The 25,783-nt window shown below is 41.2% G+C and carries 27 protein-coding genes; 17 read left to right on the top strand and 10 right to left on the bottom strand.

What is annotated here, in order from left to right; all coding sequences use genetic code 11:
- Position 1: 1 nt before the first annotated feature.
- The 3 genes from G575_RS0101445 to G575_RS0101435 all read right to left on the bottom strand — a co-directional run bounded on the left by G575_RS0101445 (position 2) and on the right by G575_RS0101435 (position 2,765).
- On the bottom strand, positions 2-1,117 hold the full coding sequence (locus tag G575_RS0101445) for a cysteine desulfurase family protein (RefSeq protein ID WP_027971155.1): 1,116 nt from the start codon (positions 1,115-1,117) through the stop codon (positions 2-4).
- Between the two features lie 5 nt (positions 1,118-1,122).
- Entirely contained in the window at positions 1,123-2,076 is a 954-nt protein-coding gene (locus G575_RS0101440; protein WP_027971154.1) for a ribose-phosphate diphosphokinase, read from the bottom strand.
- Between the two features lie 122 nt (positions 2,077-2,198).
- Positions 2,199-2,765 carry a CYTH domain-containing protein gene (locus G575_RS0101435; protein ID WP_027971153.1) on the bottom strand — a complete coding sequence of 189 codons (567 nt, stop codon included), beginning with the start codon at positions 2,763-2,765 and terminating at the stop codon, positions 2,199-2,201.
- A gap of 101 nt (positions 2,766-2,866) precedes the next feature.
- Here G575_RS0101435 and yjbM point away from each other — a divergent pair, with 101 nt between their 5' ends.
- Genes yjbM through pta form a run of 4 tightly spaced genes read left to right on the top strand, consistent with a single transcriptional unit; the run spans position 2,867 to position 6,232 of the window.
- Positions 2,867-3,538 carry a GTP diphosphokinase gene (gene yjbM / locus G575_RS0101430; protein WP_027971152.1) on the top strand — a complete coding sequence of 224 codons (672 nt, stop codon included), beginning with the start codon at positions 2,867-2,869 and terminating at the stop codon, positions 3,536-3,538.
- The gene (locus G575_RS0101425; RefSeq protein WP_027971151.1) at positions 3,513-4,349 is read left to right on the top strand and encodes an NAD kinase; all 837 of its coding nucleotides are present in this window, start codon (positions 3,513-3,515) and stop codon (positions 4,347-4,349) included. Before yjbM ends, G575_RS0101425 begins: the two co-directional genes overlap by 26 nt.
- Positions 4,339-5,256 carry an RluA family pseudouridine synthase gene (locus G575_RS0101420; protein WP_027971150.1) on the top strand — a complete coding sequence of 306 codons (918 nt, stop codon included), beginning with the start codon at positions 4,339-4,341 and terminating at the stop codon, positions 5,254-5,256. Before G575_RS0101425 ends, G575_RS0101420 begins: the two co-directional genes overlap by 11 nt.
- Positions 5,243-6,232 carry a phosphate acetyltransferase gene (gene pta / locus G575_RS0101415; RefSeq protein WP_027971149.1) on the top strand — a complete coding sequence of 330 codons (990 nt, stop codon included), beginning with the start codon at positions 5,243-5,245 and terminating at the stop codon, positions 6,230-6,232. Before G575_RS0101420 ends, pta begins: the two co-directional genes overlap by 14 nt.
- Before the next feature lie 548 nt (positions 6,233-6,780).
- Here the strand turns inward: pta and G575_RS10905 are convergent.
- Positions 6,781-7,242 carry a TetR/AcrR family transcriptional regulator gene (locus G575_RS10905; protein ID WP_051176860.1) on the bottom strand — a complete coding sequence of 154 codons (462 nt, stop codon included), beginning with the start codon at positions 7,240-7,242 and terminating at the stop codon, positions 6,781-6,783.
- Positions 7,243-7,520: 278 nt separating this feature from the next.
- Between G575_RS10905 and G575_RS10900 the strand changes: the two genes are divergently transcribed.
- Positions 7,521-8,342, top strand: coding sequence for an alpha/beta hydrolase (locus tag G575_RS10900; RefSeq protein ID WP_211218378.1), 822 nt, complete (start codon positions 7,521-7,523; stop codon positions 8,340-8,342).
- 175 nt (positions 8,343-8,517) lie between these two features.
- Positions 8,518-9,498 (top strand): alpha/beta hydrolase family protein, encoded by a 981-nt coding sequence (locus G575_RS0101395; protein ID WP_027971148.1) that lies wholly within the window; start codon positions 8,518-8,520, stop codon positions 9,496-9,498.
- A gap of 451 nt (positions 9,499-9,949) precedes the next feature.
- On the opposite strand, the gene G575_RS0101390 is transcribed toward G575_RS0101395, so the two are convergent.
- Positions 9,950-11,533, bottom strand: a complete 1,584-nt coding sequence (locus G575_RS0101390) for a hypothetical protein (protein ID WP_027971147.1) — start codon at positions 11,531-11,533, stop codon at positions 9,950-9,952.
- Positions 11,533-12,279 carry an ABC transporter ATP-binding protein gene (locus G575_RS0101385; RefSeq protein ID WP_027971146.1) on the bottom strand — a complete coding sequence of 249 codons (747 nt, stop codon included), beginning with the start codon at positions 12,277-12,279 and terminating at the stop codon, positions 11,533-11,535. Before G575_RS0101385 ends, G575_RS0101390 begins: the two co-directional genes overlap by 1 nt.
- Before the next feature lie 120 nt (positions 12,280-12,399).
- Between G575_RS0101385 and G575_RS0101380 the strand changes: the two genes are divergently transcribed.
- Together G575_RS0101380 and G575_RS0101375 are read left to right on the top strand one after the other, a co-directional pair.
- On the top strand, positions 12,400-13,152 hold the full coding sequence (locus tag G575_RS0101380) for an SDR family oxidoreductase (protein ID WP_027971145.1): 753 nt from the start codon (positions 12,400-12,402) through the stop codon (positions 13,150-13,152).
- A 10-nt stretch (positions 13,153-13,162) separates the two neighbouring features.
- Complete coding sequence (locus tag G575_RS0101375; RefSeq protein ID WP_037622432.1) at positions 13,163-13,744, top strand: HD domain-containing protein; 582 nt, start codon at positions 13,163-13,165, stop codon at positions 13,742-13,744.
- A 79-nt stretch (positions 13,745-13,823) separates the two neighbouring features.
- On the opposite strand, the gene G575_RS0101370 is transcribed toward G575_RS0101375, so the two are convergent.
- The 4 genes from G575_RS0101370 to G575_RS0101355 are packed head-to-tail and all read right to left on the bottom strand — an operon-like array spanning position 13,824 to position 16,774.
- Positions 13,824-14,471, bottom strand: coding sequence for an amino acid ABC transporter permease (locus tag G575_RS0101370; RefSeq protein WP_027971143.1), 648 nt, complete (start codon positions 14,469-14,471; stop codon positions 13,824-13,826).
- 12 nt (positions 14,472-14,483) lie between these two features.
- A complete protein-coding gene (locus G575_RS0101365; RefSeq protein ID WP_027971142.1) occupies positions 14,484-15,185 on the bottom strand; it encodes an amino acid ABC transporter permease in 702 nt (233 codons plus the stop codon).
- Between the two features lie 15 nt (positions 15,186-15,200).
- Positions 15,201-16,001, bottom strand: coding sequence for a transporter substrate-binding domain-containing protein (locus G575_RS0101360; protein ID WP_027971141.1), 801 nt, complete (start codon positions 15,999-16,001; stop codon positions 15,201-15,203).
- A gap of 5 nt (positions 16,002-16,006) precedes the next feature.
- Positions 16,007-16,774, bottom strand: coding sequence for an amino acid ABC transporter ATP-binding protein (locus tag G575_RS0101355; RefSeq protein WP_027971140.1), 768 nt, complete (start codon positions 16,772-16,774; stop codon positions 16,007-16,009).
- Positions 16,775-17,000: 226 nt separating this feature from the next.
- Here G575_RS0101355 and yycF point away from each other — a divergent pair, with 226 nt between their 5' ends.
- The 9 genes from yycF (at position 17,001) to recN (ending at position 25,661) form a co-directional block, all read left to right on the top strand.
- Positions 17,001-17,711, top strand: a complete 711-nt coding sequence (gene yycF / locus G575_RS0101345; RefSeq protein ID WP_027971139.1) for a response regulator YycF — start codon at positions 17,001-17,003, stop codon at positions 17,709-17,711.
- Complete coding sequence (gene vicK / locus G575_RS0101340) at positions 17,704-19,071, top strand: cell wall metabolism sensor histidine kinase VicK (RefSeq protein ID WP_027971138.1); 1,368 nt, start codon at positions 17,704-17,706, stop codon at positions 19,069-19,071. The genes yycF and vicK overlap by 8 nt, the downstream gene beginning before the upstream one ends.
- Positions 19,049-19,855, top strand: coding sequence for an MBL fold metallo-hydrolase (locus G575_RS0101335; RefSeq protein ID WP_027971137.1), 807 nt, complete (start codon positions 19,049-19,051; stop codon positions 19,853-19,855). Before vicK ends, G575_RS0101335 begins: the two co-directional genes overlap by 23 nt.
- 130 nt (positions 19,856-19,985) lie before the next feature.
- Positions 19,986-21,323: an exodeoxyribonuclease VII large subunit gene (xseA, locus tag G575_RS0101330; RefSeq protein ID WP_027971136.1), complete on the top strand. Its 1,338-nt coding sequence runs from the start codon at positions 19,986-19,988 to the stop codon at positions 21,321-21,323.
- Between the two features lie 324 nt (positions 21,324-21,647).
- Positions 21,648-21,866: an exodeoxyribonuclease VII small subunit gene (locus G575_RS0101325; protein ID WP_027971135.1), complete on the top strand. Its 219-nt coding sequence runs from the start codon at positions 21,648-21,650 to the stop codon at positions 21,864-21,866.
- Entirely contained in the window at positions 21,866-22,735 is an 870-nt protein-coding gene (locus tag G575_RS0101320) for a polyprenyl synthetase family protein (RefSeq protein ID WP_027971134.1), read from the top strand. Before G575_RS0101325 ends, G575_RS0101320 begins: the two co-directional genes overlap by 1 nt.
- Positions 22,728-23,573: a TlyA family RNA methyltransferase gene (locus G575_RS0101315; RefSeq protein ID WP_027971133.1), complete on the top strand. Its 846-nt coding sequence runs from the start codon at positions 22,728-22,730 to the stop codon at positions 23,571-23,573. Before G575_RS0101320 ends, G575_RS0101315 begins: the two co-directional genes overlap by 8 nt.
- The gene (locus G575_RS0101310) at positions 23,542-23,988 is read left to right on the top strand and encodes an arginine repressor (RefSeq protein WP_027971132.1); all 447 of its coding nucleotides are present in this window, start codon (positions 23,542-23,544) and stop codon (positions 23,986-23,988) included. The genes G575_RS0101315 and G575_RS0101310 overlap by 32 nt, the downstream gene beginning before the upstream one ends.
- Positions 23,989-24,002: 14 nt before the next feature.
- Positions 24,003-25,661 carry a DNA repair protein RecN gene (gene recN / locus G575_RS0101305; protein ID WP_027971131.1) on the top strand — a complete coding sequence of 553 codons (1,659 nt, stop codon included), beginning with the start codon at positions 24,003-24,005 and terminating at the stop codon, positions 25,659-25,661.
- The last annotated feature ends 122 nt before the right edge of the window (positions 25,662-25,783 follow it).

The following is a 25,783-nucleotide window of genomic DNA, read 5'->3' as shown; positions in this document are numbered from 1 at the left end:
CTCATTTCTTTAGTAGTTCTTTTAGTTTTTGGGCTAATAGTCTTGCTTGTTCAGGAGTATTTTGATCGCTGAAACTGATGCGAATGGATTCTTTTAGTCTTGGCGATTGTTTGCCGTAGTAACTGGTTAGGACATGGCTAGGTGTAACGGCTCCTGCGGTGCAAGCTGATCCAGTTGAGACGGCAAATCCAGCTAGATCTAATTGGGTTAGTAAAAGGCCATTGTCGACACCAGGAAAGCCGATATTTAAGACATGAGGCAAACTCTCTTGGTTGGCATTGATGTAGTAATCGGTCCCATCAAGTCCTGTCAGCAAAGCCTCTCGACACTGTGATACTTTTTGGTAGCTGGCAGCCATGTTTTCGACACTTTCGATCAAAGCGGTGCTCATGCCAGCCAGAGAAGGCATATTTTCTGTTGAGGCGCGACGCTTATTTTCCTGATCTCCGCCGTGCAGGAGTTTATCAAATACTAAGGGCTTGGCGTAGAGTAATCCAACTCCCTTTGGACCGTGAAATTTATGGGCAGAAGCTGATAGGAAGTCAATCTGCCACTGGTCGGGGAGAACAGGGATTTTACCAAGTGTTTGTACAGCATCTACGTGAAAAGCGGCTTGATGAGTGCTAAGAACCTGACCGATTTCTGAAATTGGGTTTAAATCTCCCGTTTCATTATTGGCGTGCATGATAGAAACCAAAATAGTGTCTGATCGTAAGGCTTCTTGCACCTGTTGAGCAGAGATTTGCTGATGGATTGGCTGCAAGTAAGTGACGTCAAAATGAAAGCGACTCTCTAGATAGGACATGGCATGTAAGACCGAATGATGCTCTGTGGCGCTTGTAATCAAGTGCCTTCCTTTATCCTGATTAGCGAGCGCGTAGCCAATGATAGCGGTATTATTGCTTTCAGTGCCACCGCTTGTAAAGATGATATGGCTTTCGCTGGTTTCTAGACATCGGGCAATAGCAGAGCGATAAGTTCTGAGGAGTTGCTTTGCTTTGCGGCCATAGCTATGGAGACTAGATGGGTTGCCATAGGAAGTTTCTAATGCCTCTGTCATAGCAGCGATAACAGTAGGTGTTAAGGGTGTCGTGGCGGCATTATCAAAATAAATCATGTCTATTATTCTGGTTTATAAGTGAAAAGTGGGCTGACCGGTTGACGTTTGTGGATACGTTCAAGGGCTTCCCCAAGGAGCTCGCTTGCAGAGAGGTAATGGATTTTTGCAGGTTGGCGTTCTTTAGTAACCACAGAATTGGTCACTAAAATTTCTGTGATAGGAGCAAGGTCCAAAATATCTGCGGCTCCACCTGCGAAGAGACCGTGGCTGGCAACGGCATAAATATCAGTCGCTCCTCCACGTTCAACAATTTTAGCGGCTTCAGCAAAGGTTTTACCAGTATTTAGAATGTCGTCGATGAGAATAGCTTTTTTCCCTGCTACCTCACCGATGATATAGCCAGCTTCACGATTGGAATCATCTTGGGCATAGTCAATGATGGCAATAGGAGCATCTAGATATTCCGCCAAACTACGAGCACGTTTAATGCCAGAATTTTTTGGACTAACCACGACAACATCAGAGCCAGTCAATCCTTTTTCGATATAGTGTTTAGCAAACAGCGGTACGGTGAAGAGGTTACCTACTGGGATATCAAAGAAGCCTTGAACCTGAATAGCGTGCAAATCTAGAGTAACCACTCGATTAACACCTGCCTTGACCAGCATGTTAGCAACTAGTTTAGCTGTAATGGGTTCACGTGGGGCAGCGACACGATCCTGACGTGAGTAACCAAAATAAGGCATGACAACCGTTACGCTATTAGCGCTTGCTCGCTTACAAGCATCGACTGCAATCAATAGTTCCCAGAGATTATCATTGACAGGGTAGCTTGTGGATTGGATGAGATAGACATCAACACCACGAACGCTCTCCTCTAGATTGACCATGATTTCCCCGTCCGCAAACTGACGAGAAGACAATTTGCTTAGTGGGACACCGACAGCTTCGGCAATGTGATTGGCGATGTCTGGGTTAGATGAGAGGGAGAAGAGTTTCATTTTTTTGTCAGCCATGTCAAAGACTCCTTTTTGATACACATGAAAATTTTTCTCTCTTATTTTATCAAAAAATCTCTTAAAAATCATTAAGAGAGTGACGAAAAACAAAAGGAGACTCTAAAAAGTCTCCTCGTTCATTATCTTTTTAAGGTACTGACAAATCTAGCAACCTTGCTTTTAGCATATTTAAAGGCAATATTGTGCTCTTCTAAGAAATGGTCAAAATCTTTTTTTCCCACTTCAGGATCCTGAACTTCTAATTCTAGTTCGTAATCTTTGATACCAGCGTACTGGTTGTAGTCTAGAGCGAGAAGACCGATAGGGGTAAGCGTCTCTCTTCTTATGGTTGTTAAATGCCCAAGGACCATGAGGTCTTCAAGAGGAATTTTTCGTTCCAGGAGAAGGGAGAGGATTTCCCCTTCAGGAAGGGTAGCAGTTTTGATATAGTTTTTAGCATCAGAAAGCGCCAAGCTCTGATTGTACTCTCGGTTGCCGACTTCTTGTGGTACTTTGAGTGTCAGTTCAGCCTTGTCTGAGAATGTCCGAATGCGCAGGGACATTCGGTGGTTTTTGATGTCATTTGTCTTAGTGTCTAAGTAATAGTTCGTCTGAGTTAGAGGTTTAACATGGGAAAAACGAGCTTCCAGTCGTTGAAATTCATCCTGAGTTAGTAAGGTTTTGTATTCGATTTCTAGCGTAGGCATGATAATGTTTCTTTCTCTTAAAATTCCCAAAATATGTTATAATTAGATGTTGTGTTCATTTTAGCTTAAAGTTGGATATTTGACAAGAAAAGAGGGCGCTAATGAGTTTTGATTGGGAATATTTTTTGGATCCATACATTCAGACTGTCGGGGAACTAAAAATAAAACTTCGAGGCATTCGTAAACAGTTCCGCAAGCAGAATCGCCACTCTCCGATTGAATTTGTCACGGGACGTGTCAAATCGGTAGAGAGTATCAAAGAAAAACTGGAACGGCGTCACATAGCCTTTGAGAATATGGCTCAGGAGGTTGAAGATATTGCCGGTTTGCGTATCATGGTTCAGTTTGTCGATGACATTGATGATGTTTTAGAATTGATCCGTTCCAGAACAGACATGACGGTTATCAGAGAGAGGGATTATATTGCTAACATGAAAGCAAGCGGCTACCGTTCTTACCATGTCATTGTCTCCTATCCTGTTAATACCATCGATGGTCCTAAGACGGTTCTAGCTGAGATTCAGATTCGTACCCTAGCCATGAATTTTTGGGCCACTATTGAGCATTCTCTCAATTACAAATATCAAGGAAAATTCCCCGATGAACTTAAGCGACGTTTGGAAATTACAGCTAAAATTGCCCTCGAGTTGGATGAGGAGATGCGGAAGATTAAAGAAGAAATTCGCGAAGCCCAACTTTTATTTGATCATGATAGTAGAAAGCTCAGTGATGGCGTAGGAAATAGTGATGACACCGATGAATTTTACAGATAGTAAAAAAGTAGCAATTATTGCGAATGGCAAGCCTCAGAGCAGACGAGTTGCCGACAAAATTTTTAAAGCCTTGATGAACGATCCAGATTTTTATCTAACCAAGAAAAATCCTGATATTGTCATTTCTATTGGTGGAGATGGGATGCTTCTATCAGCCTTTCATTCCTATGAAAAAGAGTTGTCGCGCGTACGTTTTGTCGGGGTTCACACAGGGCATCTAGGGTTTTATACCGACTACCGTGATTTTGAAGTTGATGAATTGTTGCAAAATCTTCGTGAGGACACAGGAGAGAAGGTTTCTTACCCCATCTTAAAAGTCAGTCTGACACTGGCTGATGGACGTGTTATCACTTCGTTAGCTTTAAATGAAGCGACGATTAAACGAATGGAAAAAACCATGGTAGCTGATGTCTTGGTCAATCATGTGCCACTGGAGCAGTTTCGTGGCGATGGATTGGCGGTATCGACGCCAACAGGGTCTACAGCCTATAACAAATCATTGGGTGGAGCAATTTTACACCCGACCATTGAAGCTTTGCAATTGACAGAAATTGCTAGTCTGAATAATCGTGTCTACCGAACCTTGGGAAGTTCTATTATTGTCCCTAAAAAGGATAAAATTGAAATCATTCCCAAACGAGCGGGCTCTTATGTGCTAACAATTGATAATAAGACCTATCATCATCGGAATGTGCAATCAGTGACCTACGAGATTGATAGTGACAAGATTAGTTTTGTGGCGACACCACGACATACAAGTTTCTGGTTACGAGTTAAGGAAGCCTTCATAGGAGAAGACCATGAGATTTGAGTATGTGGCTCATAGACCTTGTCAGGTTAAAAGTTTATTGAAAGAACACGAGATTTCAAAAGGGCTACTAGCGAAGATAAAGTTCAAAGGTGGCCGTATTTGGGTTAATGGCAAGGAAGAAAATGCGATTTATGTTTTAAAGGTTGGTGATGTCGTGACGGTTGACATCCCTAATGAAGCAGATTTATCAGGGAGTTTAAAACCTGTTTTTCAACCTTTATCCGTAGTAGACGAAGACGATCATTTTTTAGTGCTTGATAAGCCTCATGGGATTGCAAGCATTCCAAGCAGTCTTCATTCTCACACCATGGCAAATCGTGTCAAAGGCTACTATGTATCAAAACAATACCCTAACCAGCAAGTTCATATTGTGACCAGACTAGATAAGGACACTAGTGGTCTCATGTTATTTGCCAAGCATGGCTATGCCCATGCCAGGTTAGATAAACAGTTGCAACAAAAACGTATTGAAAAGCGTTACTATGCCTTGGTTGCGGGTGATACTGATTTACCAGAAGAAGGCGATATAATAGCGCCAATTGCAAGACCTACGGATAGCATTATCACACGGTGTATTAATCCGTCTGGTAAATATGCCCATACCTCTTATAAGCTGGTTCAAAGCTTTGGTAAGGTAAAGTTAGTTGACATTCGTTTACATACAGGCAGGACTCATCAAATCAGGGTACATTTTGCTCATATCGGTCACCCACTATTGGGAGATGACCTGTATGGGGGGAGTTTGGATTACGGTATTGACCGCCAAGCCCTTCATTGCCACTACCTGTCATTCGTAGACCCTTTCACAAAAACACAAAAGGTGCACCAGTCTCCCTTGACATCAGATATGGAAAGGGTTATTCTAGATTTACAAGAAAAAAATAAAGAGGTTGATTCAAATGCGTAGTTTATTTGGTGATTTACGTAGCAAAATTGTTGGAAAACACATTAAGATTGTATTCCCAGAAGGAAATGATGAACGTGTGGTTCGTGCGGCAGCACGTTTGAAATTTGAAGGTTTGCTTGAGCCAATTATTCTTGGGAAGCCAGAAGAAGTTACGGGGCTTTTGACCAATCTTGGTTTTGAAGATCCTCGTGTAACCATTATTGACCCAACGACCTATGCTGACTTTGATGCAATGAAGGAAACCTTCCTAGAGATTCGTAAAGGAAAGGCAACACCAGAGCAGGCAGATACCATTTTGCGCGATGTTAACTATTTTGGAGTGATGTTGGTACAAATGGGCTTTGCTGATGGTATGGTTTCAGGAGCGATTCACTCAACAGCAGATACAGTTCGTCCAGCTCTTCAGACTATCAAGACGAAACCAGGTATTTCGCGTACGTCGGGTGTTTTCCTAATGAACCGTGAAAACACTAAGGAACGTTACATCATGGCTGACTGTGCGATTAATATTGATCCTAATGCTCAAGAATTAGCTGAGATTGCAGTTAATACAGCTGAAACAGCAGCGATTTTTGATATTGATCCAAAAGTGGCCATGTTGAGTTTCTCAACTTATGGTTCTGGTCAAGGTTCTCAGGTTGAGAAGGTAGCAGAAGCTACAAAAATTGCTAAAGAACTACGTCCAGAATTGGCGCTTGACGGTGAGTTGCAGTTTGATGCTGCATTTGATGAAAGTACTGCTAAAATCAAAGCACCAGATAGCCCAGTTGCAGGTCAGGCAAATGTCTTTGTTTTCCCAGATCTTCAGTCAGGAAATATTGGTTATAAAATTGCACAGCGCCTAGGAATGTTTGAGGCAATTGGACCGATTCTTCAAGGTCTTAATAAGCCGGTTAACGATCTTTCACGAGGCTCATCAGCTGATGATATTTATAAACTTGGTATCATTACAGCAGCTCAAGCCTTGGAAGGTTAAGAAGTTTATAAAAAAGAAAATCCCGATTAGCCGAGCTGACACCTAGCGGTTCAGTTATTCGGGTTAATAGTAGCGAGTCAGTCCACCTGACTCGCTTTTTTGTTGTTTAGTTTTTCGATGAAATTGTAATAAATGCCTATCTGGATAATTCGGTTGCGTTTCGTGCCAGTTGGCTTGCGAATCACAATTTTGTCAAATTTGGACCGACAAATCTAGTTTAAGTTTTGCAGTATTTCATGTGATGGATTAGGCTTAAAAGTCTCATTTTACAGGATTAAAAGAATTTTCTTCATCTACACGATTCGAAGACCGACTAGAATACCTATTCACCAAGTATGGTGTCAAAGGCGGTGATATTTCAAGGCTGAAAGAATAACTTTTGAATACAGTGACTTCCACTTAACAAATACCGCCAAGGCTTTAATTGAGATTTTGGAGATTGAGACGGATGATGAGTTTTTGGGGAATTAACAGAGTCTTACAAGAAAAAATTGAATGTGGATAAGGTTACTATAGAGATTCATTCAGTAGAAGATTTGGAATAATTATCACTGTTTGATTCTCTTCAAAATCTCTTCTGTTGAATCAACCATACCTCTTTGATACCAGGCATTTGCCCAGCCAAGAAGTAGATAATTGACTGTGGCAACACTATAAGCTACTTCCAGTGGCAGTTGTGTTATATTGTCTGATTCAATTAATTCGAGTAATAAGACTTCTTTCTTACTCTTAAATAATACTGAGATTAGATCCTTGTTTTGATTGAAGAACTCGAACATAAATCCGATTGAAAACTCTGTATCTTTAGTGAGTTTTTGAGTTTCATAGCGTTTCTTCATTTCTTGTCGCAAGATATCTTCCTTGCTGTCAAAGTTTCTGTAAAAACTGATTCGTGTGACACCCGCTTTTTTTGCGATATCTGTGATGGTAATATCATCGTAATTTTTTGATTCGATTAACTTAAAAAGAGCTTGAACAATAAAATCTTTTGCACGTAAGTTTTGGGTCATGTTACACTTCCTCCTTGTTTGTTACATTTTGTCGTAGCAGCATTGACTCTAATACATTTACGTGATACACTTGTTACATATTTTAGCAAAACTACAATATTTGTCAAGATTATATCTCAGTAGAAAAGGAGAAAGAAATGAGGAATGTCAATGGCTAATAAAAAAAGGATAATTATATTGCTACTGCTCGCCCTTGTGGGTTTTGTACTCGGTCGATTATTGATGAGATTTGTGATGAATACTCTACTAGGAGGGACCTTATTTGGAGGTAATTTCTTATGAGAAAAGTGAAGATGGGAAAGAAAATGTTTGTATTTATTAGCATTCTGACATTTGTCATTTCGTTGGCACTTGGTATTGTGTCTACATTTGCCATAAAACCAGCTTGGACCAAGGATTATAGCGTTACTTGGTCAGATGATATAGGAACAAGATATACTGACTTAGCCTATGGTGAAGGTGAAGCCAATAAATTTGACCTTTATCTTCCTAAAGATAATAGTAAAGAACATTATGGCTTAGTTATCTATCTTCATGCTGGTGGTTTTACTACTGGAGATAAATCCGATGATGAGGCCATGCTATCTTGGTTAACTTCTAAGGGATATGTCGCAGCTGGAATTAACTATACTTTACGAAATGAAACCAACACTGCGAGTGTGCTGAGTCAGTCTAACGAAATTAAGGAAGCTATTCCCAAAGTCATTGATGCAGCTAAAGAATATGGCTATAACATTGATGAAATGGCAGTAGCAGGTGGTAGTGCTGGACATGCTTTGGCGATGCTATACTCTTATCGTGACGGTGCAAATAGCCCTGTTCCAATTAAATTAACCTTTGGAGCTGTGGGTCCATCCAGTTTTTATGTAGAAGATTGGGGAATATTTGGTTTGGGTCAGGATACTGAAGAATCAAGAGAAGCAGGTGCAAATTTATTAAGCGTCATGAGTGGTGAAGAAATCACTGCGGAAATGATAGCAGATGGTAGCTATCTTGAAAAAGTCAAACCGATTGCTGCTTCTGAGTGGATTACGGAAAATTCACCAGCTACTGTTGTCGCTTATGGTACACATGACAAAATGCAACCATTCCAAGCATAACAGCGACTTTTACAGACTTTGGAAGAAAATAAAATTGATTACAAGTATTTTGAAATGCCACACTCCGGTCATGGATTACAAAATGATAGCAAACTTTACCAAGAATATATGGAGACTGTTGAAGAGTACTTGAATCTCTACATGCCTGTCAATAACTAATTCGGAGAATGAAGAGATGAAATTTTTGAAAGTAATAATCATTACGTTGCTAGTGATCATCGGTATCGTTTTGGTAGCAGTCTTGGCATTTGGTTTTCTAGCTAAGCAGAGAACTGACTCATATTACAAGTACTCCAATCCTGTTGGAGTGATCGAACAAACTTACGCCCCCATGGGGCCAAGTGAGGTTTCAGAGAAAGTATTTCCTTCCGATAATAAAAATATTGGTCAATTTATCATTCGTTATCCGAGTGAGCTTGAAAAAAATGACACTCATGCTCCAGTTGTCCTATGGGCAAACGGAACTGGGTCGAAATCAGGTACATATCAGTCGTTTCTGAATCATTTATCTTCTTGGGGATTCATTACGGTTGTAACTGATGATGAAAATTCAAGAACTGGGGAATCATTGAATGCTGCAATTGACTTGTTGATAAAAGAAAATGAAAATCCTGATAGTGTATTGTATCAGAAAGTGAATTTAGAAAAAATTGGTATTGGAGGACATTCTCAAGGTGGCGTAGCTGTCTTTAACATGGCAACAATCCAGCCACATGCAGACCTGATTAAAACAGTATATGCTGTGAGTGCGACCTCATCCTATCATTCCAATGTTTTTCAAGATGGTTGGCAATATGACATTTCAAAAGTGACAGTTCCAACCTTTCTAACTGCTGGTACAGGAGCTTTTGACGCAGGAACTGCAACATCAGCAAATCAGGAGTCTGATGAAAAGGCAGGAATCATGCAAGGGATCACACCCTTGTGGAGTTTGGAAGAAAATTTTAATCTTCTAACAAATGTTGATAAAGTTTATGTACGAAAAACGAATGTTGACCATGGTGACTCATACTTGCAGTTTGATGCCTATATGACAGCCTGGTTTAGGTATTATCTAATGAATGATAAAGAAGCTGGAAAAGCTTTCTTTGGTGAAAATCCAGAACTAGCCACAAACAAAAATTATCAAGATTTTAAATCATACTTGACAGAATGACTTTAGATTAACCTTTGTCCCATAATTGATTGGTTTTAATGAGTAAACGTTTAATTCATAAAACAATACAATAAAAAAACGGCAAATTGCCGTTTTTTATTGCTCTTATAAGGTGTATGAACTCAGATTTTCTTAAACTGCTGAATGTCATACTTCCATTTTCGGGATTTTTTTAAATATTGAAGAAAAGGTCCTTTTGCTATTTTTCTTAAGTGATAGAGACGGTAGTGGCTTTCTTTGGAATGCCATGCCTCATTTTTGAGTCTAGGATCTCAAAAATCCCTGGCGACGTCATTGCTAGTCTTGACGCAGGGCAAACAGTATCTGATGTGGCTTGCTTTTGCCTGCAAAATCGGTAACCACGTTTAGGCAAGTAGGGCTGTTTAGTTGGTTTAGTGAAAAATAAGGTCTATCCACACACTAAAAAAATCCCGAAAATCGGGATTTTCTGTTACATTTTTTTCCAGAAATGGAAGTAAAGGTAAATCTGTAGTCCAATAATGATAGCAAGTACAATAAAAGTCAAGGTGAGACTGACTAAGATCTCCCCGATGCGACTAGCGAGGATAACTGCGAGAACAGTGATTGCAATGTAGGTGATAAAAAGGAGAATAACCAGCAGGGCTGTCCACATTTGCCGATTACCTCGGGTTAGCAGTTGGTTGATGTTTTGCCAGTTGAGCATGAGATTCTTTTGATCACGTCGGAAATCAAATTGTCCCCCAACCAAAGAAGCTAGGAAAATGCCAGCTACAAGACAGAAAATCAATGCAGGGTGGAAGCCAAGAATACCTCCGATAATGCAATAGATTAGAGCAGGGAGGCCTGACTGGAGCAACCAAAGCAGGATAAATTTTTCTTTGATAAAGTTATTGAAATTAATTGGTAAGGCCTTGATGAAGGTATAGTTTTCTCGCTCTAGGGATATGCCAACCATGGTTAATACGGTCGACGACATTCCGATAAAGGTTCCGATAAATAGAGAAATCCCAAAAAGTCCCGGACTGATGAGGCTAGCCTTAAGATCGCCAGATGTCAATGGGCCAATCAGCATGAAAAGCATCATGGTAGATGAAAAGAGTGCAGATGTCCAAAGAGCAGGAATTTTCAATGTTGCTAGATGGTGGCGAATCCAAAGTTTTCTGACCCCATGATTTTTAGTGCGGCGTTGGCGATTCACTTTTGGAGTGCTATCAATCAAAAGCAGCTGATTATGGTAGCTTGGGATAACCGTTTTGATGAGGATAAAAATCAAGACAGCTAGCGCTACAATCCAAATCCAGTAATGTAGAAGGCTATCTAGTGAAAATGGATTGATGGCTACATGATAAAAACCGCTTAAAAATGGCACAAGGGGTAGGCTTAGGGGATGTTGTCCTTCCATGGATGCAGCATTGTTTGCATTCAGAAAGACAATCCCTCCCACAGCAATGACTTGAGATAGGATTAAAATACCCGTCGAAAAGACTTTCTTATATGGGCTTTTTACCAGCAAAGCTCCGACACGATTGACCAAAATAACAGACAAGCTGAGTGTAACTAGAGTAATCACAAGGAAGTTAAAGAGAGCTAACAATAAGGCTAAAAGAGGGTTGGTTAAGCGCCAGTAGAGAAAAGTCAGCAGACCCAAGGCAGGGAGCAGGTAGACACAGGCCTGACCAAGAGTAGATAGTACTTTTGCCAGTAAGATTTCCCCTGGTTTGAGAGGAAGTGGCAGGTAAAGTCGGGTGTCTTGACTATCATAGAAAACCGTAAAGAGTGGTGGGAAGGCCGAGACAAATGTCAGCACGACAAAAGTCGAGAGGTACATGGTAAATATGCCTGGATAGCTCGCATAGTCAACAAAAGCCAAGAGTGCACTGTAGAGGACGCCAATCAAAAGCATAGAAAATAGTTGCTGGCTCAACACACTTTTGTAGGCTTGGATTTTCTTTTTAGGCTTTTTAGCCTGTTTGTTTCGAATGTTAACGAGTAGCTGTGGGTTAGAATAGAGAATGTTAACTTTAACCAGTTCCCAAATGTTTGACCAGTTCATTAGGCTTCACCCGCCTCTCCTAAATCAGCATCACGTCCTGCTAATTCGAGATAGATAGCTTCCAAGTCTTTACCTGGATGTTTGTCCTTAAGTTCCTCAAGGGTTCCAACGAAAATGAGTTGCCCACGACGTAGGATACCGATGCGGTCACACAATTGCTCTGCGACAGAAAGGACATGAGTGGAGAAGAGAACAGTGTTTCCCTGCTCAGCATGTTTTTTCATCATTTCTTTAAGGTCAAACGAGGCTTGGGGATCAAGACCAGTTAAAGGCTCATCCAAAATCCAAATATCTGGACTTGGGATTAAAGCGCCAATCAAAATCGCTTTCTGGCGCATGCCGTGAGAATAACTAGCAATGGTTTCAAAACGACGGTCATAAATATCAAAAAGTGTTGCCAGCTCTTCAATGCGACTCTCGATAAGCTCGTCTGGAACTTGATAAATCTTAGCTAAGAAGTGCCAATATTCATCTGCTGTTAAGTTTAAGAAAATATCTGGTGAATCAGGAACGTAAGCAATTTTCTTTTTGATGGTATCGCGGTGCTCGCTCAATTTGAGATGATCAACATAGATATCACCGTAGGTCGCCTCAATGATAGAAGTTAACATAGAAATCGTGGTTGTCTTACCAGCGCCATTATGGCCGATGAGGCCAAAAATCTCACCATTTTCAATAGTTAAGTTTAAGTCGCTGAGAGCGAATGTTTCTCCATATTGTTTGGAAACGTGGTCAAATGTAATCATATCAAATCTCCTTTTTATATTTGCTTCATTATACCACTAATATCATACAAAAGTAAAGGGCTTAATGAGAAAAAAATGACAAAATATGATATGATAAAGAAAACGAAGGAGGAGAGACTTATGGGAAGAACGGTTTTGATTACAGGCGCTTCTGCTGGTTTTGGTAAAGCGATGGCAGAGCTTTTTATCGCAAAGGGTTATCGCGTCATAGGGGCAGCGAGACGCCTTGAGACGCTTGAGGATATGCAACTAAGGCTAGGCGAGAGATTTTATCCTCTGTCTATGGATATGACAGACTTGTCATCTATTGATAATGCGCTGGCGCATTTGCCTATTGATTGGCAGCGAATCGATGTTCTGGTTAATAATGCTGGTTTGGCTTTAGGACTTGACAAGGCCTTTGAAGCTAACTTTTCTGATTGGCAGACCATGATTATGACTAATATTGTTGGCTTAAGCTATTTGACGCGTCAGCTGTTGCCACAAATGGTTGATAGAAAGTCGGGACATGTGATCAATATCGGATCAACAGCAGGTACTTATCCTTATCCTGGCGGAAATGTTTATGGTGCGACCAAGGCTTATGTCAAACAATTTAGCTTAGAATTAAGGGCCGACCTAGCTGGCACTAAGGTACGTGTGACCAATGTCGAACCTGGCCTTTGTGGAGGAACGGAATTTTCAAAAGTTCGATTTAAGGGTGATAATGATAGGGTCGAAAACCTTTATGCTGGAGCAAATAGTCTTCAGCCAGAAGATATCGCAAACACCGTTCTTTGGATTACAGAGCAGCCAGAGCATGTCAATATCAACCGCATTGAAATAATGCCGACTTCACAAAGTTTCGGTCCTCAACCTGTAGAAAGAGAATAGGGAATAACGAATGTCAGACTTATATTTGCAGTGGGAATTTTTTAAAGAGTTAGAAGGTTTGAAAACGATTCAGAGGCAAAATCAAACCTTGGATGGTCGCTTTGAAAATTCAGCAGAACATTCTTGGCAACTGGCTTTGATGGCTGCTACTTTACGCCAGCATTTTCCAGAAAAGGTAGCAATGGAAAAAGTGTTGACCATGCTACTTCTCCATGATGTGGGGGAGATTGGTGCAGGAGACACTTCAGCTTTTGACGAGAAAGGTAAGTCTAGTTCTTATGACAGAGAGTTAGCATCTGTTCGGGAAACGTTCTCCCTTTTGCCAGAAGAGCAAGGAAGAAGTTACTTGGAACTTTGGAAAGAATTTGAATGTGGCGATTCTGCTGAAGCGCGTTTTGCGAGGTGTGTAGATGCTATTGCCCCTTTAATGAATCATCTCCTCATTGCAGAAGAAGGGGATAATCCAGATGGGTTGACCAAGGCTCAAGTTTTAGCGAAGAAAGCTTTTATTGAAAAAGACAGTCCAGATTTGTGGATTTGGGTACTCGATATGATTGATCAAAGTGTGCAAAAGGGATTGTATAGGCATTAAGGCCTTATTCTTCTCTTGTGGACATAAATAAAGACCCCCTATGATAGTCGTATAGGACTTCCGTAGGGGGTCTTTAGCGTTATTCTGCACTTGCAGCCCAACTTTTTGCCAAGTAGCGAGAAAGGCTAGAAATGGCAAAATTAATCAGAAAATAGGTTCCTGCAACGATGGCATAGAGGGTAAATATTTGTCCTGTTTCAAAATATTTACCCATCAGGATTTGGCTTTTTCCGAAAAATTCCTGAAGCGCTATGACAGTGTAGAGGAAGGAAGAGTCTTTGATGACCGTAACGAACTGTGAGATAATAGCAGGTAACATCTTTCGAAAAGCCTGCGGAAAGATGATATGGACAAAAATCTGAAAATGACTAAGCCCTTGTGAAAGCCCTGCTTCGGTTTGTCCGTAAGAAATAGCGTTTAAACCACCTCTGATGATTTCAGCTAAGGCAGCAGAGGTAAAGACGGTAAAAGCAATAATTCCTGCTGGAGTGGATTTGATTTGGAACACCAAGAAAATAATGAAAATCCATAAGAGATTTGGCACATTACGCACAAATTCGATATAGATACTAGCTATAAAGCTAAGCCATTTTTTCTTGCTATTACGCATAAGGGCTAAAATGCTACCAAATACGGTGGATAGCACAATAGCTACAAAGGAAATGTATAGGGTTAAAGCCAAGCCACTAAACAAAAAAGAGAGGTTGGCACTTGTAAAAATATCCATGAAAATCCCTTTCTAGAGACTGTAAGTCTCTTTGTTTTTGGCTTCAATGCGACGCCCCCAGTTTGCCATTGGGAAGCAGACAATAAAGTACAAGAAAGCTGCAGAAGCAAATGCCGGAATATAGTTCGTTGTATCATAGGCAAAATTTTTCGCAGTGAACATGATATCTGCTCCTGAAATGACAGAAACGGTTGCAGTGTTTTTGATCAGGTTAACCACTTGGTTTGTTAGAGGTGGTAAAATGCTGCGAATTGCTTGAGGCAAGACAATGAGGCGCATGGTTTCGCTAGGTGTAAATCCTTGAGAAAGAGCAGCCTCTGTCTGTCCTTTGGGAACCGCTTCAATACCAGAACGGATTACTTCAGCGATGTAAGCTCCGTGATAAAGTCCTACGCAAATAACGGCAGTTAAGAAGGCGCTAATCTGGATAAAGCCATCGGTCATAATAGCAAGTCCGTAGTAGATAAAGATAAAATGCACCAAGAGTGGCGTGTTTTGAAAGACTTCTACATAGACACGTGCTAAAAATCTTGGGATAGCTGAATGGTGTCTTTCTAGCATGGCAAAGACAGTTCCAAGAGCTAGTGCAAAAATCAGGGCCAAAGCTGCCGCGCTCAGCGTGTAAAGGAAGCCCCAGAAGAACTCATCAGCATAATCAAGAATACCTGCCCACCGCTCCAATGCCCAAGGGCTCACAATTGTTGTTAAGTACATGAGGTGTCCTCCTTCTTAATTGATTGGATCAGCTGGCGTTAAATCGTAGCTGTCATAAATATCTTGTAGGCTACCGTCTTTTGTCCAAGTTGCTAGTTGTTGATTGATAAAATCAGTTAGATCCGTATTGGTTTTCTTGGTCGCAATACCGTAGGCTTGGGTATTAAAGCCCTCCTCAAGAATGTTGCTATTTTTGCTGACATAGCCAGAGAGGATTGATTTATCAACGGAGAAGGCATCAATGCGTTTGGCTTGCAAGGACATGCTTAGCTCTGGAAAACTGCCTAGCTGTACAAAGCGGAACGTCAACCCATTTTCCTCAGCGTAAGCCTGTAAGTTAGCTTTTGTGGTAGATCCTTGGGTAACTCCAATGGTTAGACCGTCTAAATCTTCCATCTGGTTAACCTTACTTTTTTTTCTAACAAGAAAACCAATTTGGTCATAGTAGTAGGGGTCAGAAATGCTGAAGTTAGCTTGTCGTTGTTCGGTGATGGTATAGGTCGCAATAACCATATCGACTTGTCCGTTATCCATCAACGGTTCACGTGTCTGGGTTGTCACGGGGACATACTCGATAGAAACGCCTAATGCCTTAGCAATTTTTTTGGCAATGTCAATTTCCATCCCTTCGAATTGATTGGTCTCAGCATTTAGGTATCCAAAGTTAGGAACATCCTGTTTGACACCGACACGAAGGACTCCAGCTTTTTTGATCGCATCAATTTTTGGTGTTTTACTTGTTGCCGATGTTGTTAGGCTGGAGAATAGCAAGAGCAGTGTCAGAAAAACAAGAGCTAATAAATTTTTTTTCTTCATAAGCTTTACCCTTTCTTGCTAACTTTCTCACTAGTATGGTTGATAATTTTGCTAAGGAATTGCTGTGCGCGTGGGTCGCTTGGATGATCGAAGAATTCATTGACATCTGTTGTGTCGACAAGAATTTGGCCTTCTGCCATAAAGATAATACGGTCAGCCACTTCACGAGCAAAGCCCATTTCGTGAGTAACCACCATCATGCTCATGCCTTCAGAAGCAAGGTTTTGCATAACGGTCAAAACATCTCCGATAGTTTCAGGGTCAAGTGCTGAAGTAGGCTCATCAAAGAGAAGAAGCTCAGGTTGCATGGCTAGTCCACGTGCAATGGCAACACGTTGTTTTTGCCCGCCAGATAGGGTCCCTGGGTAATACTCTTTACGGTCCCACATGTTAACGTAGGTTAGGTATTTTTCTGCGAAAGCAATTGCCGTTTTCTCATCCATACCCAAGACTTTTCTAGGTGCTAGTGTTACATTTTCTAACACTGTTTTGTGAGGGTAGAGGTTAAAGAGTTGGAATACCATGCCTGCTTCTTTGCGAAGTGCTTGTAAATCTTTAGCGCTAGCTTTGGCAACTTCATGGCCGTTGACAATAAGACTTCCCGAATCAATGGATTCTAGGGCGTTAATTGTGCGGATTAGAGTTGATTTTCCAGACCCAGATGGTCCCAGAAGAACCACAACCTGACCTTTTTCAATGCTCAAATTAATATCTCGTAAGGCGTGGTAGTCACCATAATATTTATTGACGTGTTTAAATTCGATGAGTGCCATAAGGGACCTCCTTGTTTTGTGTTATGCATGTCACAAAATATAACATGTGATTACAATATCACACTTATTCCTGAGTGTCAAGGATTTTTTTGTATTTTCAGAAAATTGTATCGAAGGGTTTAGGGGGGAGCACTCCGCAGTTTTATTTTTTAGGCTTATTTGATATAATGAAAGCACGAGAATATGATGTAGAAAGAATAAAAAACCTTGAAAGGAATCAATTACCATGAAAAAAATTCTGATTGTGGATGATGAAAAGCCAATTTCAGATATTATAAAGTTTAATTTATCAAAGGAAGGCTATGAAGTGGTAACGGCCTTTGACGGTCGCGAAGCTCTAGCTCAATTTGAAGCAGAAGATCCAGACTTGATTGTTCTAGATTTAATGCTACCTGAGTTGGATGGTCTGGAAGTCGCAAAAGAAGTTCGTAAGACTAGCCATATTCCAATTATCATGCTGTCTGCAAAGGATAGCGAATTTGATAAGGTTATTGGTCTTGAAATTGGAGCAGATGATTATGTGACCAAGCCCTTCTCTAATCGGGAGCTTCTGGCACGGGTTAAGGCCCACCTTCGTCGGACAGAGAATATCGAGATGGCAATTGCAGATGAAAATGCCACGGACGCCTCAAATAGATTGCAAATCGGAGAACTTGAAATCTTGCCGGATGCCTTTGTAGCTCATAAACGTGGACAGGAATTAGAACTGACGCATCGTGAGTTTGAATTGCTTTTCCATCTGGCAACGCACATGGGTCAAGTCATGACGCGTGAGCATTTGCTTGAAACGGTTTGGGGATATGATTACTTTGGAGATGTGAGGACAGTTGATGTGACTATTCGCCGTCTCAGAGAAAAAATTGAAGACACGCCAAGTCGTCCAGAATATATCTTGACACGTCGTGGCGTTGGTTATTACATGAAAAATTATGATTAATCTCAAGAATTTAGGGGCATTTGAACTGTCCCTTCTCTTACTTTTAATAACAGCAACAGCTTACTTACTTTATGGTGCTTATCGTGACTATAGACAGGCAAAGGTTCTGCGACAGTTGACAGATAATGTGCAAGCCTTAATTAACGGGGACTATTCCGATGTTCTAGACGTTAAGGCGGGTTCAGATTTAGAAGAATTGGCAGATAGTTTAAGTGATTTGTCTGAAGTGGTGCGCTTGACTCATGGAAATTTATCCCAAGAGAAGGATCGTCTGGCAAGTTTACTAGCTTATATGACAGATGGGGTTATTGCGACCGACCGTGGAGGTAATATCACAACCATCAATGAAACGGCACAAAAACAGCTCAACTTAACGGCAGAGCAAGCTATGAAATTGACGATTCTGGATATCTTGGGAAGTGACAACACTTATACCTATCATGACTTGATTGTCAAGACGCCAGAAATTTCATTGAGTCGTCGTGACGAATTCGGTGAATTTATCACCCTACGCTTACGTTTTGCTCTTAACAGACGTGAGTCTGGTTTTATTTCGGGTCTGGTTGTGGTGCTTCATGATGTGACAGAACAAGAGAAAGAGGAAAGAGAGCGTCGTCTCTTTGTCTCAAATGTTAGTCATGAGTTACGCACCCCTTTAACCTCTGTAAAATCTTATCTGGAAGCACTGGATGAAGGGGCACTAAAAGATGAGGTTGCTCCGCAATTTATTAAGGTGTCGCTAGACGAAACCAATCGCATGATGCGAATGATTACTGATTTACTTAATCTCTCGCGGATTGATAATGGTGCGGTGCGTTTAGAAGTGGAAATGACCAACTTCACCGCTTTTATGACATCAATCCTCAATCGTTTTGAGCGCATCAAAGAGCAACATAGCACTTCGGAGAAAACCATTGAACTGGTCAGAGATTATCCCTTAAACTCTGTTTGGATGGAAATTGATAACGACAAGATGACTCAGGTGATCGAAAATATCCTCAATAATGCTGTCAAGTATTCTCCTGATGGAGGTCAGATACGAGTCAGCATGAAAACGACAGATAGTCAGTTAATTGTCTCGGTATCAGATCAAGGGTTAGGGATTCCAAAGAAGGATTTGCCCTTAATTTTTGATCGCTTTTACCGTGTTGACAAGGCTAGAAGCAGGGCTCAAGGTGGTACAGGTCTAGGACTCTCCATTGCTAAGGAGATTGTCAAGCAACATAAAGGGTTTATCTGGGCAAAGAGTGAAGAAGGAAAAGGGTCTATTTTTACCATTGTATTGCCTTATGATAAGGATGCTTTAGATTTGGATGAATGGGAGGATTACGAGGAAGATGACGATAAACAAGGGGTTTAAATACAGTATTCTAGCCTCTGGTTCAAGTGGCAATTGCTTCTATTTAGAAACTCCTAAGAAGAAAATTTTAGTGGATGCGGGTCTCTCTGGAAAGAAAATCATTAGCTTGCTCGGTGAGATTGATCGCAAACCTGAAGATTTGGATGCTATTTTGGTGACTCATGAGCACAAGGACCATATCCATGGTGTGGGCGTTTTGGCGCGGAAATACCACCTTGATGTCTATGCTAACAGCAAAACGTGGCAGGCTATGGATGCTGCCATAGGAAAGCTAGATGTTGACCAGAAGCATATTTTTGAGACGGGTAAAATGCTCACCTTTGATGATCTTGATATTGAGAGTTTTGCAGTCAGTCATGATGCTGTAGCCCCACAGTTTTATCGTTTTATGAAGGATAATAAAAGTTTTGTGATGTTGACCGATACGGGATATGTATCTGACCGAATGAGTGGTATTATTGAAAATGCGGATGCTTATTTGATTGAAGCAAACCACGACATTGAGATTCTTCGCGCAGGATCGTATCCTTGGTCGACCAAACAGAGGATTTTGTCGGACTTTGGGCATTTGTCAAATGAAGCTGGCGCTCAAGCTATGATTGATAGTTTGGGAGATCGGACACAAAAAATCTATCTGGGACACCTGTCGAAAGAAAACAACATCAAAGAGTTAGCTCATCTAACGGTGAAGACGAGTTTGGCACAGGCTGACATTGATGTTGACCGCAAAGTCAAGATTCTGGATACTTCGCCAGACACAGCTACTCCCCTAACTCAAATTTAAAAGTACCAGAGGGTACTTTTTTTGCCAAATTTCAGTCATTTATACAAGAATTTGGTATAATTGTATAGCTATGCAAAAATAAAAAGAGAAGTCTCTTGGAGAAGGTCAGTCACAGAAAGGGAGGAAAATAATGCCAGATTATCTTTCGGTTACGAGCTTGACCAAGTACCTCAAGCTAAAGTTTGATAGGGATCCTTATTTGGAGCGGGTTTATCTGACAGGTCAAGTATCAAATTTTAGACCTAGGCCAAACCATCAGTATTTTTCTTTGAAAGATGAAGGAGCTGTCATCCAAGCAACCATGTGGGCTGGTGTCCATAAAAAGCTTGGTTTTAATCTGGAAGAGGGAATGAAGGTCAATGTGGTCGGTCGTATTGAACTCTACCAGCCAAGTGGCTCATATTCTATTATCATTGAAAAGGCAGAGCCAGACGGTATTGGTGCTCTGGCGCTTCAATTTGAGCAGGTTAAGCAAAAATTGGCCGAGGCAGGGTATTTTGACGATCGTCACAAACAAGCTCTTCCTCGATTTGTTAAAAAGATTGGTGTGATCACCAGTCCAAGTGGGGCGGTTATTCGTGATATTATCACGACGGTTAATCGTCGTTTTCCAGGTGTTGAAATCCTACTCTTTCCAACAAAGGTCCAAGGAGATGGCGCTGCTGCTGAAATTGCGAGTAACATTGCTAAAGCTAATCTACGAGATGACTTAGATCTTCTTATCGTTGGGCGAGGTGGCGGATCGATTGAAGACCTTTGGGCCTTTAATGAAGAAGCAGTCGTTCAGGCTATTTTTGAAAGTCGTCTGCCACTAATCTCGTCGGTTGGACATGAGACGGACACTACTTTGGCAGACTTTGTGGCGGATCGTAGAGCAGCGACTCCGACAGCAGCAGCAGAGCTAGCCACACCGATAACACGAGCGGATCTCTTGTCTTGGATTTCAGAGCAACAGCATCGTGCTTATCAAGCAAGCTTACGTCGTGTCCGTTTTCAAGGCGAACGCTTGGCAAAACTTAGCAACTCTGTCATGTTTAGGCAACCAGGTCGCCTTTATGACACTTATGTACAGAGATTGGATAGGCTGACAAGTGGTCTAAAAAATGGCATGACAAACCAATTTAGGCAAGGTCAGCAAGCTCATATTTTGTTAGAGCAAAGATTGCTTGGATGTGATTTATTGGGGAAAGTTCGAGGATATCAAGATCGTATAGCCATTCAAGAACGTCTTCTGAAATCAAACACTTCCAATCAGTACGACAGCAAATTGGCTCGATTTGAGAAGGCACAGGATGCGCTTTTATCCCTAGATACCAATAGGATTATCGCTCGTGGCTATGCTATGGTCCAAAACACTGATCAGATAATATCAAGTGTCAAAGGCCTGGCGAAAGGTGATAAAATCAGCGTCCTCATGCGAGACGGTCGTTTGGAAGCCGAGGTTGTGGATGTCAGAGATGATCTGTGATAGTTGCTATCATGAAGGCTCATCAAATGATCGGTTAGAGGATGACAGGTGTATAACTCAATTGCCTAAAGCATTGAACAAAGGCACTCAACAATCCTTAGACTAAATGGCAAAAGAAATTGTGTCGGCTATTTTATCTTGCAGCTTGCAGGTAGGCTAGAAGCCTACGGTTATAATAACAAGATGAGGCGCTCTTAGCGGTCAATGAGGCTGATTTTTCAGCAAAGAATTGATATGAAAAACTAGGATTTGAAGTGATAAGAGATGATTTCCCTGGAAAATGTGGCACATTAGTCATCATGAAAAAAGAAAGAGAGGCCTGTTATGCCAAGTAAGAAAAAAACGTTTGAAGAACAGTTACAAGAATTAGAAGCGATTGTCACTAGGTTGGAAAATGGAGACGTGACTTTAGAGGATGCCATTTCAGAATTTCAAAAAGGAATGCAACTGTCTAAAGATTTACAAAAGACTTTGACGCAAGCGGAGAAAACGATCGTTAAGGTAATGCAAGCAGATGGCACTGAGACAGAATTGGAAGACTAATGGATAAATTAACAGCAATAGATGACGCTATTTACCGGTTTTATCAGGAACAAGGTGCGGTGTCGACGGAATTGATTACTAGCATCCTTTATTCGGTTGACAGTGGCGGTAAGCGGATTCGACCTCTGATATTACTGGAGCTATTGGAAGGTTTTGGGCTTTCATTGAAGGCGTGTCATTTTGATGTGGCAGCCAGTGTCGAGATGATTCATACGGGATCTCTCATCCATGATGATTTGCCTGCTATGGATAATGATGACTATCGTCGTGGTCGTTTGACCAATCATAAAAAATTTGATGAGGCAACCGCTATTTTAGCAGGGGATTCTCTTTTTTTGGACCCTTTTGCCTTGTTGGCAAAGGCAACATTTCCTGCACAGATTAAGGTGGATTTAATCGCAGAATTATCAGCAGCTGCAGGGACCTTTGGTATGGTCGGAGGTCAAAAATTGGATATGGCTGGTGAGGGGCGACAGTTGACCTTAGAAGAGCTACAAGCCATTCATGAGGGTAAAACAGGCGCGCTTTTAACCTTTCCTTTTGTTGCAGCAGCTATCATAGCTGAGCAGTCCTCAGATGTTCTGGAGGATTTAAGAAGAGCAGGTAGTTTAATTGGCCTTGCGTTCCAAATTCGTGATGACATTTTAGATGTCACAGCGACCTTTGCAGAGCTTGGAAAGACACCGCAAAAAGATGTCATAGCAGAAAAATCAACCTATCCTGCTCTGATGGGGTTAGATAAATCTTATGTGGTATTGCACAGGTCACTTGATCAAGCGCTAGCTATTTTTCAAAAACTAGAGAAAACTCAAGACTTTAAGTCTGATAAAATCAGAGATATTGTAGAAAGGTTGCGACTCTATGCCTAAGGAAAGAGTAGATGTCCTAGCTTATAAACAGGGGCTCTTTGAGACTCGTGAACAGGCTAAGCGAGGTGTTATGGCAGGTCTTGTTGTCAATGTGATCAACGGAGAACGTTACGATAAGCCAGGTGAAAAGATTGATGAAGCTATCGAACTCAAGCTTAAAGGTGAGAAGTTAAAATATGTCAGTCGGGGTGGTCTTAAACTAGAGAAGGCTTTGGCTGTTTTTGACATTGATGTGACAGGGGCTATTGGTTTAGATATCGGTGCTTCAACAGGTGGCTTTACAGATGTCTTGCTGCAGAATGGTGCTCAGCTAGTCTATGCGGTAGATGTAGGCACCAATCAACTGGCCTGGAAATTGCGTCAAGATGCGCGTGTTCGGTCTATGGAACAATACAATTTTCGCTATGCAGAGGAGACGGATTTTACAGAGGGGCGACCGGTCTTTGCATCGATTGATGTCAGCTTCATTTCACTCAGTTTAATTTTACCAGCCTTGCATAGGATTTTGGCAGATGGAGGTCACGTTGTGGCTTTGATTAAGCCACAGTTTGAAGCTGGTCGTGAACAGATTGGTAAGAACGGTATTGTCAAGGATAAGGCGGTACACCAAAAAGTCTTAGAAAAGGTAACGACGTTTGCGGTTGATTACGGTTTCAGTGTTAAGGCGCTTGACTTCTCTCCGATTCAAGGAGGGCATGGGAATATTGAATTTTTGGCACATTTGGAAAAGGCCACTGATGCAAGCAATACCATCAGTGCGAGCATTTCTGATATTCTAGAAAAAGCACACGAGGAATTTAAAAAAAATGAAGAAAAAGGAACGTTTGGAACTGATTAAAAGAATGGTCTTGACTCACGAAATTGAGACCCAACATGAGCTTTTGGACTATTTAGAAAAGGAAGGTTTGACCTTGACGCAGGCCACCATTTCAAGAGATATGAATGAAATTGGCATTGTTAAAATTCCGACAAAAGCTGGCAAATACATTTATGGTTTGTCAAATAGCAAAGCAGCAGTTGTGACGCCGCAACATTTAGACACATCGGAGATTTTACTAGGCATTTCTCGATTGAAAAACATGCTCCATTTTGATGTGGTTCCTGGCAATAGTCGTCTTTTGAAACGCCAAATCATGGCAGAATTTTCAGAACAGATTTTTAGTTTGATTGCTGATGATGATAGCCTATTACTTGTAGCTCCAACAGAGGCGACTGCAGAGGCGCTTCAAACGCGAATCAGTAAATGGATTTAACCTAAGGAGTGGCTATGTTATTAGAAATTGCCATTAAAAATTTTGCCATCATTGAGGAAATTTCCCTCAATTTTGAAACGGGTATGACTGTTTTGACTGGTGAGACAGGTGCGGGAAAATCCATTATCATTGATGCCATGAATCTTATGTTGGGAGCCCGTGCGAACACAGAGGTGATTCGGCATGGCGCTAGCAAGGCTGAAATTGAAGGGCTTTTTTCAATTGATGAGAATCCAAATCTCTCTAAGCTCTTAGAGGAAAATGGTTTGGAGGTTACGAATGAGTTGGTTATCCGTCGCGAAATTTTACAAAATGGTCGTAGCATCAGTCGTATCAATGGTTCCCTCGTTAATTTAACAACTCTAAAAGCTGTTGGTCAGTATTTGGTAGATATTCATGGTCAACATGATCAAGAGGAGTTGATGCGCCCGGCCTTACATGGTCATCTTTTAGACGCTTTTGGAGAGGCTGATTTTAGCCGTCTTAAAAGCTCTTACCAAGAAACCTTTGATGCTTATAAGACCTTGCGCCAGCAAGTGTTAACCAAACAGAAAAATGAACTAGAGCACAAAGCCCGTATTGAAATGCTAGAATTTCAATTAGCAGAGCTGGAAGCGGCCGATTTGAAAAGCGGTGAGGAGGCTTCTCTCAATCAGGAACGCGACAAATTGCTCAATTATAAGCATATTGCTGAAACACTAGCAAATGCTGCTGCGGTGCTGGATAATGAAGACTTCTCAAGTCTGTCAAATGTGAGGATTGCGATGAATGACCTCATGTCCTTGGAAACTTTTGATCCTCACTATAAGGCACTTTCAGCGAGCTTATCTGAAGCTTACTATGTCTTAGAGGATGTTAGTAAGCGCCTATCGGATATGATTGAAGGACTGGATTTTGATGCCAGTCGTTTGCAAGCCATCGACAATCGGCTAGACGTCATTTACAGCATGACTCGTAAATACGGTGGAACTGTCGATGATGTTTTAGAATACTTTACTAATATCAGTTCAGAATATCAGTTGTTGACAGGACAAGGAAAATCTTCTGATGATATGGAACGTGACCTTAAAGTTTTAGAGAAGGAATTGGTTCAAAAGGCGACTGAGCTCAGTCAAGCAAGGCATCAGATAGCTCAGGTGCTCCAAAAAGAGATTAAGCAGGAACTGCAGGATCTTTATATGGAGAAAGCAGAGTTTCAGGTTCAATTTACTAAAGCTAAGTTTAATCGAGAGGGTAATGAGACGGTTGAATTTTACATCTCAACAAACCCTGGTGAAGGGTTTAAACCCTTGGTTAAGGTTGCTTCAGGAGGTGAGTTGTCTCGTCTGATGTTGGCCATAAAATCAGCTTTTGCCAGACGAGAAGATAGAACCAGCATTGTATTTGACGAAGTGGATACGGGAGTTTCTGGTCGCGTTGCGCAAGCTATTGCCCAAAAAATTTATAAAATCGGTAACCACGGTCAGGTGCTGGCCATCTCACACCTGCCTCAGGTCATTGCGATTGCGGATTATCAATTTTTCATCGAAAAACAAAGCGATGATATGAAAACGGTGTCTACTGCTCATCTTTTAACAGCAGATGAACGAGTAGAAGAAATTGCTAAAATGATAGCTGGTAGTGATGTGACTGAAGCAGCTCGGATACAGGCTAGAGAATTGCTAAAGAAATAAATGAAAAAGGGAAAGCGCAAGTGTTTCCCTCTTTTGTTATTTTGTGCCAAATTTTGTTATAATAGGGGTATTAACAATGAAAAGGATGTGGGCTTACAAAGACATGTTGCTGTCTAGTTAGC

The sequence above is a fragment of the Streptococcus plurextorum DSM 22810 genome (assembly GCF_000423745.1).
In the GTDB taxonomy this organism is placed as follows: domain Bacteria; phylum Bacillota; class Bacilli; order Lactobacillales; family Streptococcaceae; genus Streptococcus; species Streptococcus plurextorum.
Note: the sequence above shows the minus strand (reverse complement) of the source record. Positions and strands in the feature narration are given on the sequence as shown.

Coding starts and splice junctions, on each gene's coding strand:
- G575_RS0101445 (WP_027971155.1), bottom strand. CDS start 1,117: ATGATTTATTTTGATAATGCCGCCACGACACCCTTAACACCTACTGTT.
- G575_RS0101325 (WP_027971135.1), top strand. CDS start 21,648: ATGCCAAGTAAGAAAAAAACGTTTGAAGAACAGTTACAAGAATTAGAA.
- xseA (WP_027971136.1), top strand. CDS start 19,986: ATGCCAGATTATCTTTCGGTTACGAGCTTGACCAAGTACCTCAAGCTA.
- G575_RS0101335 (WP_027971137.1), top strand. CDS start 19,049: ATGACGATAAACAAGGGGTTTAAATACAGTATTCTAGCCTCTGGTTCA.
- G575_RS0101370 (WP_027971143.1), bottom strand. CDS start 14,471: ATGGATATTTTTACAAGTGCCAACCTCTCTTTTTTGTTTAGTGGCTTG.
- G575_RS0101425 (WP_027971151.1), top strand. CDS start 3,513: ATGACACCGATGAATTTTACAGATAGTAAAAAAGTAGCAATTATTGCG.
- G575_RS10905 (WP_051176860.1), bottom strand. CDS start 7,242: ATGACCCAAAACTTACGTGCAAAAGATTTTATTGTTCAAGCTCTTTTT.
- recN (WP_027971131.1), top strand. CDS start 24,003: ATGTTATTAGAAATTGCCATTAAAAATTTTGCCATCATTGAGGAAATT.
- G575_RS10900 (WP_211218378.1), top strand. CDS start 7,521: ATGAGAAAAGTGAAGATGGGAAAGAAAATGTTTGTATTTATTAGCATT.
- G575_RS0101380 (WP_027971145.1), top strand. CDS start 12,400: ATGGGAAGAACGGTTTTGATTACAGGCGCTTCTGCTGGTTTTGGTAAA.
- G575_RS0101420 (WP_027971150.1), top strand. CDS start 4,339: ATGAGATTTGAGTATGTGGCTCATAGACCTTGTCAGGTTAAAAGTTTA.
- yycF (WP_027971139.1), top strand. CDS start 17,001: ATGAAAAAAATTCTGATTGTGGATGATGAAAAGCCAATTTCAGATATT.
- G575_RS0101355 (WP_027971140.1), bottom strand. CDS start 16,774: ATGGCACTCATCGAATTTAAACACGTCAATAAATATTATGGTGACTAC.
- G575_RS0101395 (WP_027971148.1), top strand. CDS start 8,518: ATGAAATTTTTGAAAGTAATAATCATTACGTTGCTAGTGATCATCGGT.
- yjbM (WP_027971152.1), top strand. CDS start 2,867: ATGAGTTTTGATTGGGAATATTTTTTGGATCCATACATTCAGACTGTC.
- G575_RS0101375 (WP_037622432.1), top strand. CDS start 13,163: ATGTCAGACTTATATTTGCAGTGGGAATTTTTTAAAGAGTTAGAAGGT.
- G575_RS0101310 (WP_027971132.1), top strand. CDS start 23,542: ATGAAGAAAAAGGAACGTTTGGAACTGATTAAAAGAATGGTCTTGACT.
- G575_RS0101365 (WP_027971142.1), bottom strand. CDS start 15,185: ATGTACTTAACAACAATTGTGAGCCCTTGGGCATTGGAGCGGTGGGCA.
- G575_RS0101360 (WP_027971141.1), bottom strand. CDS start 16,001: ATGAAGAAAAAAAATTTATTAGCTCTTGTTTTTCTGACACTGCTCTTG.
- G575_RS0101320 (WP_027971134.1), top strand. CDS start 21,866: ATGGATAAATTAACAGCAATAGATGACGCTATTTACCGGTTTTATCAG.
- G575_RS0101435 (WP_027971153.1), bottom strand. CDS start 2,765: ATGCCTACGCTAGAAATCGAATACAAAACCTTACTAACTCAGGATGAA.
- G575_RS0101390 (WP_027971147.1), bottom strand. CDS start 11,533: ATGAACTGGTCAAACATTTGGGAACTGGTTAAAGTTAACATTCTCTAT.
- G575_RS0101440 (WP_027971154.1), bottom strand. CDS start 2,076: ATGGCTGACAAAAAAATGAAACTCTTCTCCCTCTCATCTAACCCAGAC.
- G575_RS0101315 (WP_027971133.1), top strand. CDS start 22,728: ATGCCTAAGGAAAGAGTAGATGTCCTAGCTTATAAACAGGGGCTCTTT.
- G575_RS0101385 (WP_027971146.1), bottom strand. CDS start 12,279: ATGATTACATTTGACCACGTTTCCAAACAATATGGAGAAACATTCGCT.
- vicK (WP_027971138.1), top strand. CDS start 17,704: ATGATTAATCTCAAGAATTTAGGGGCATTTGAACTGTCCCTTCTCTTA.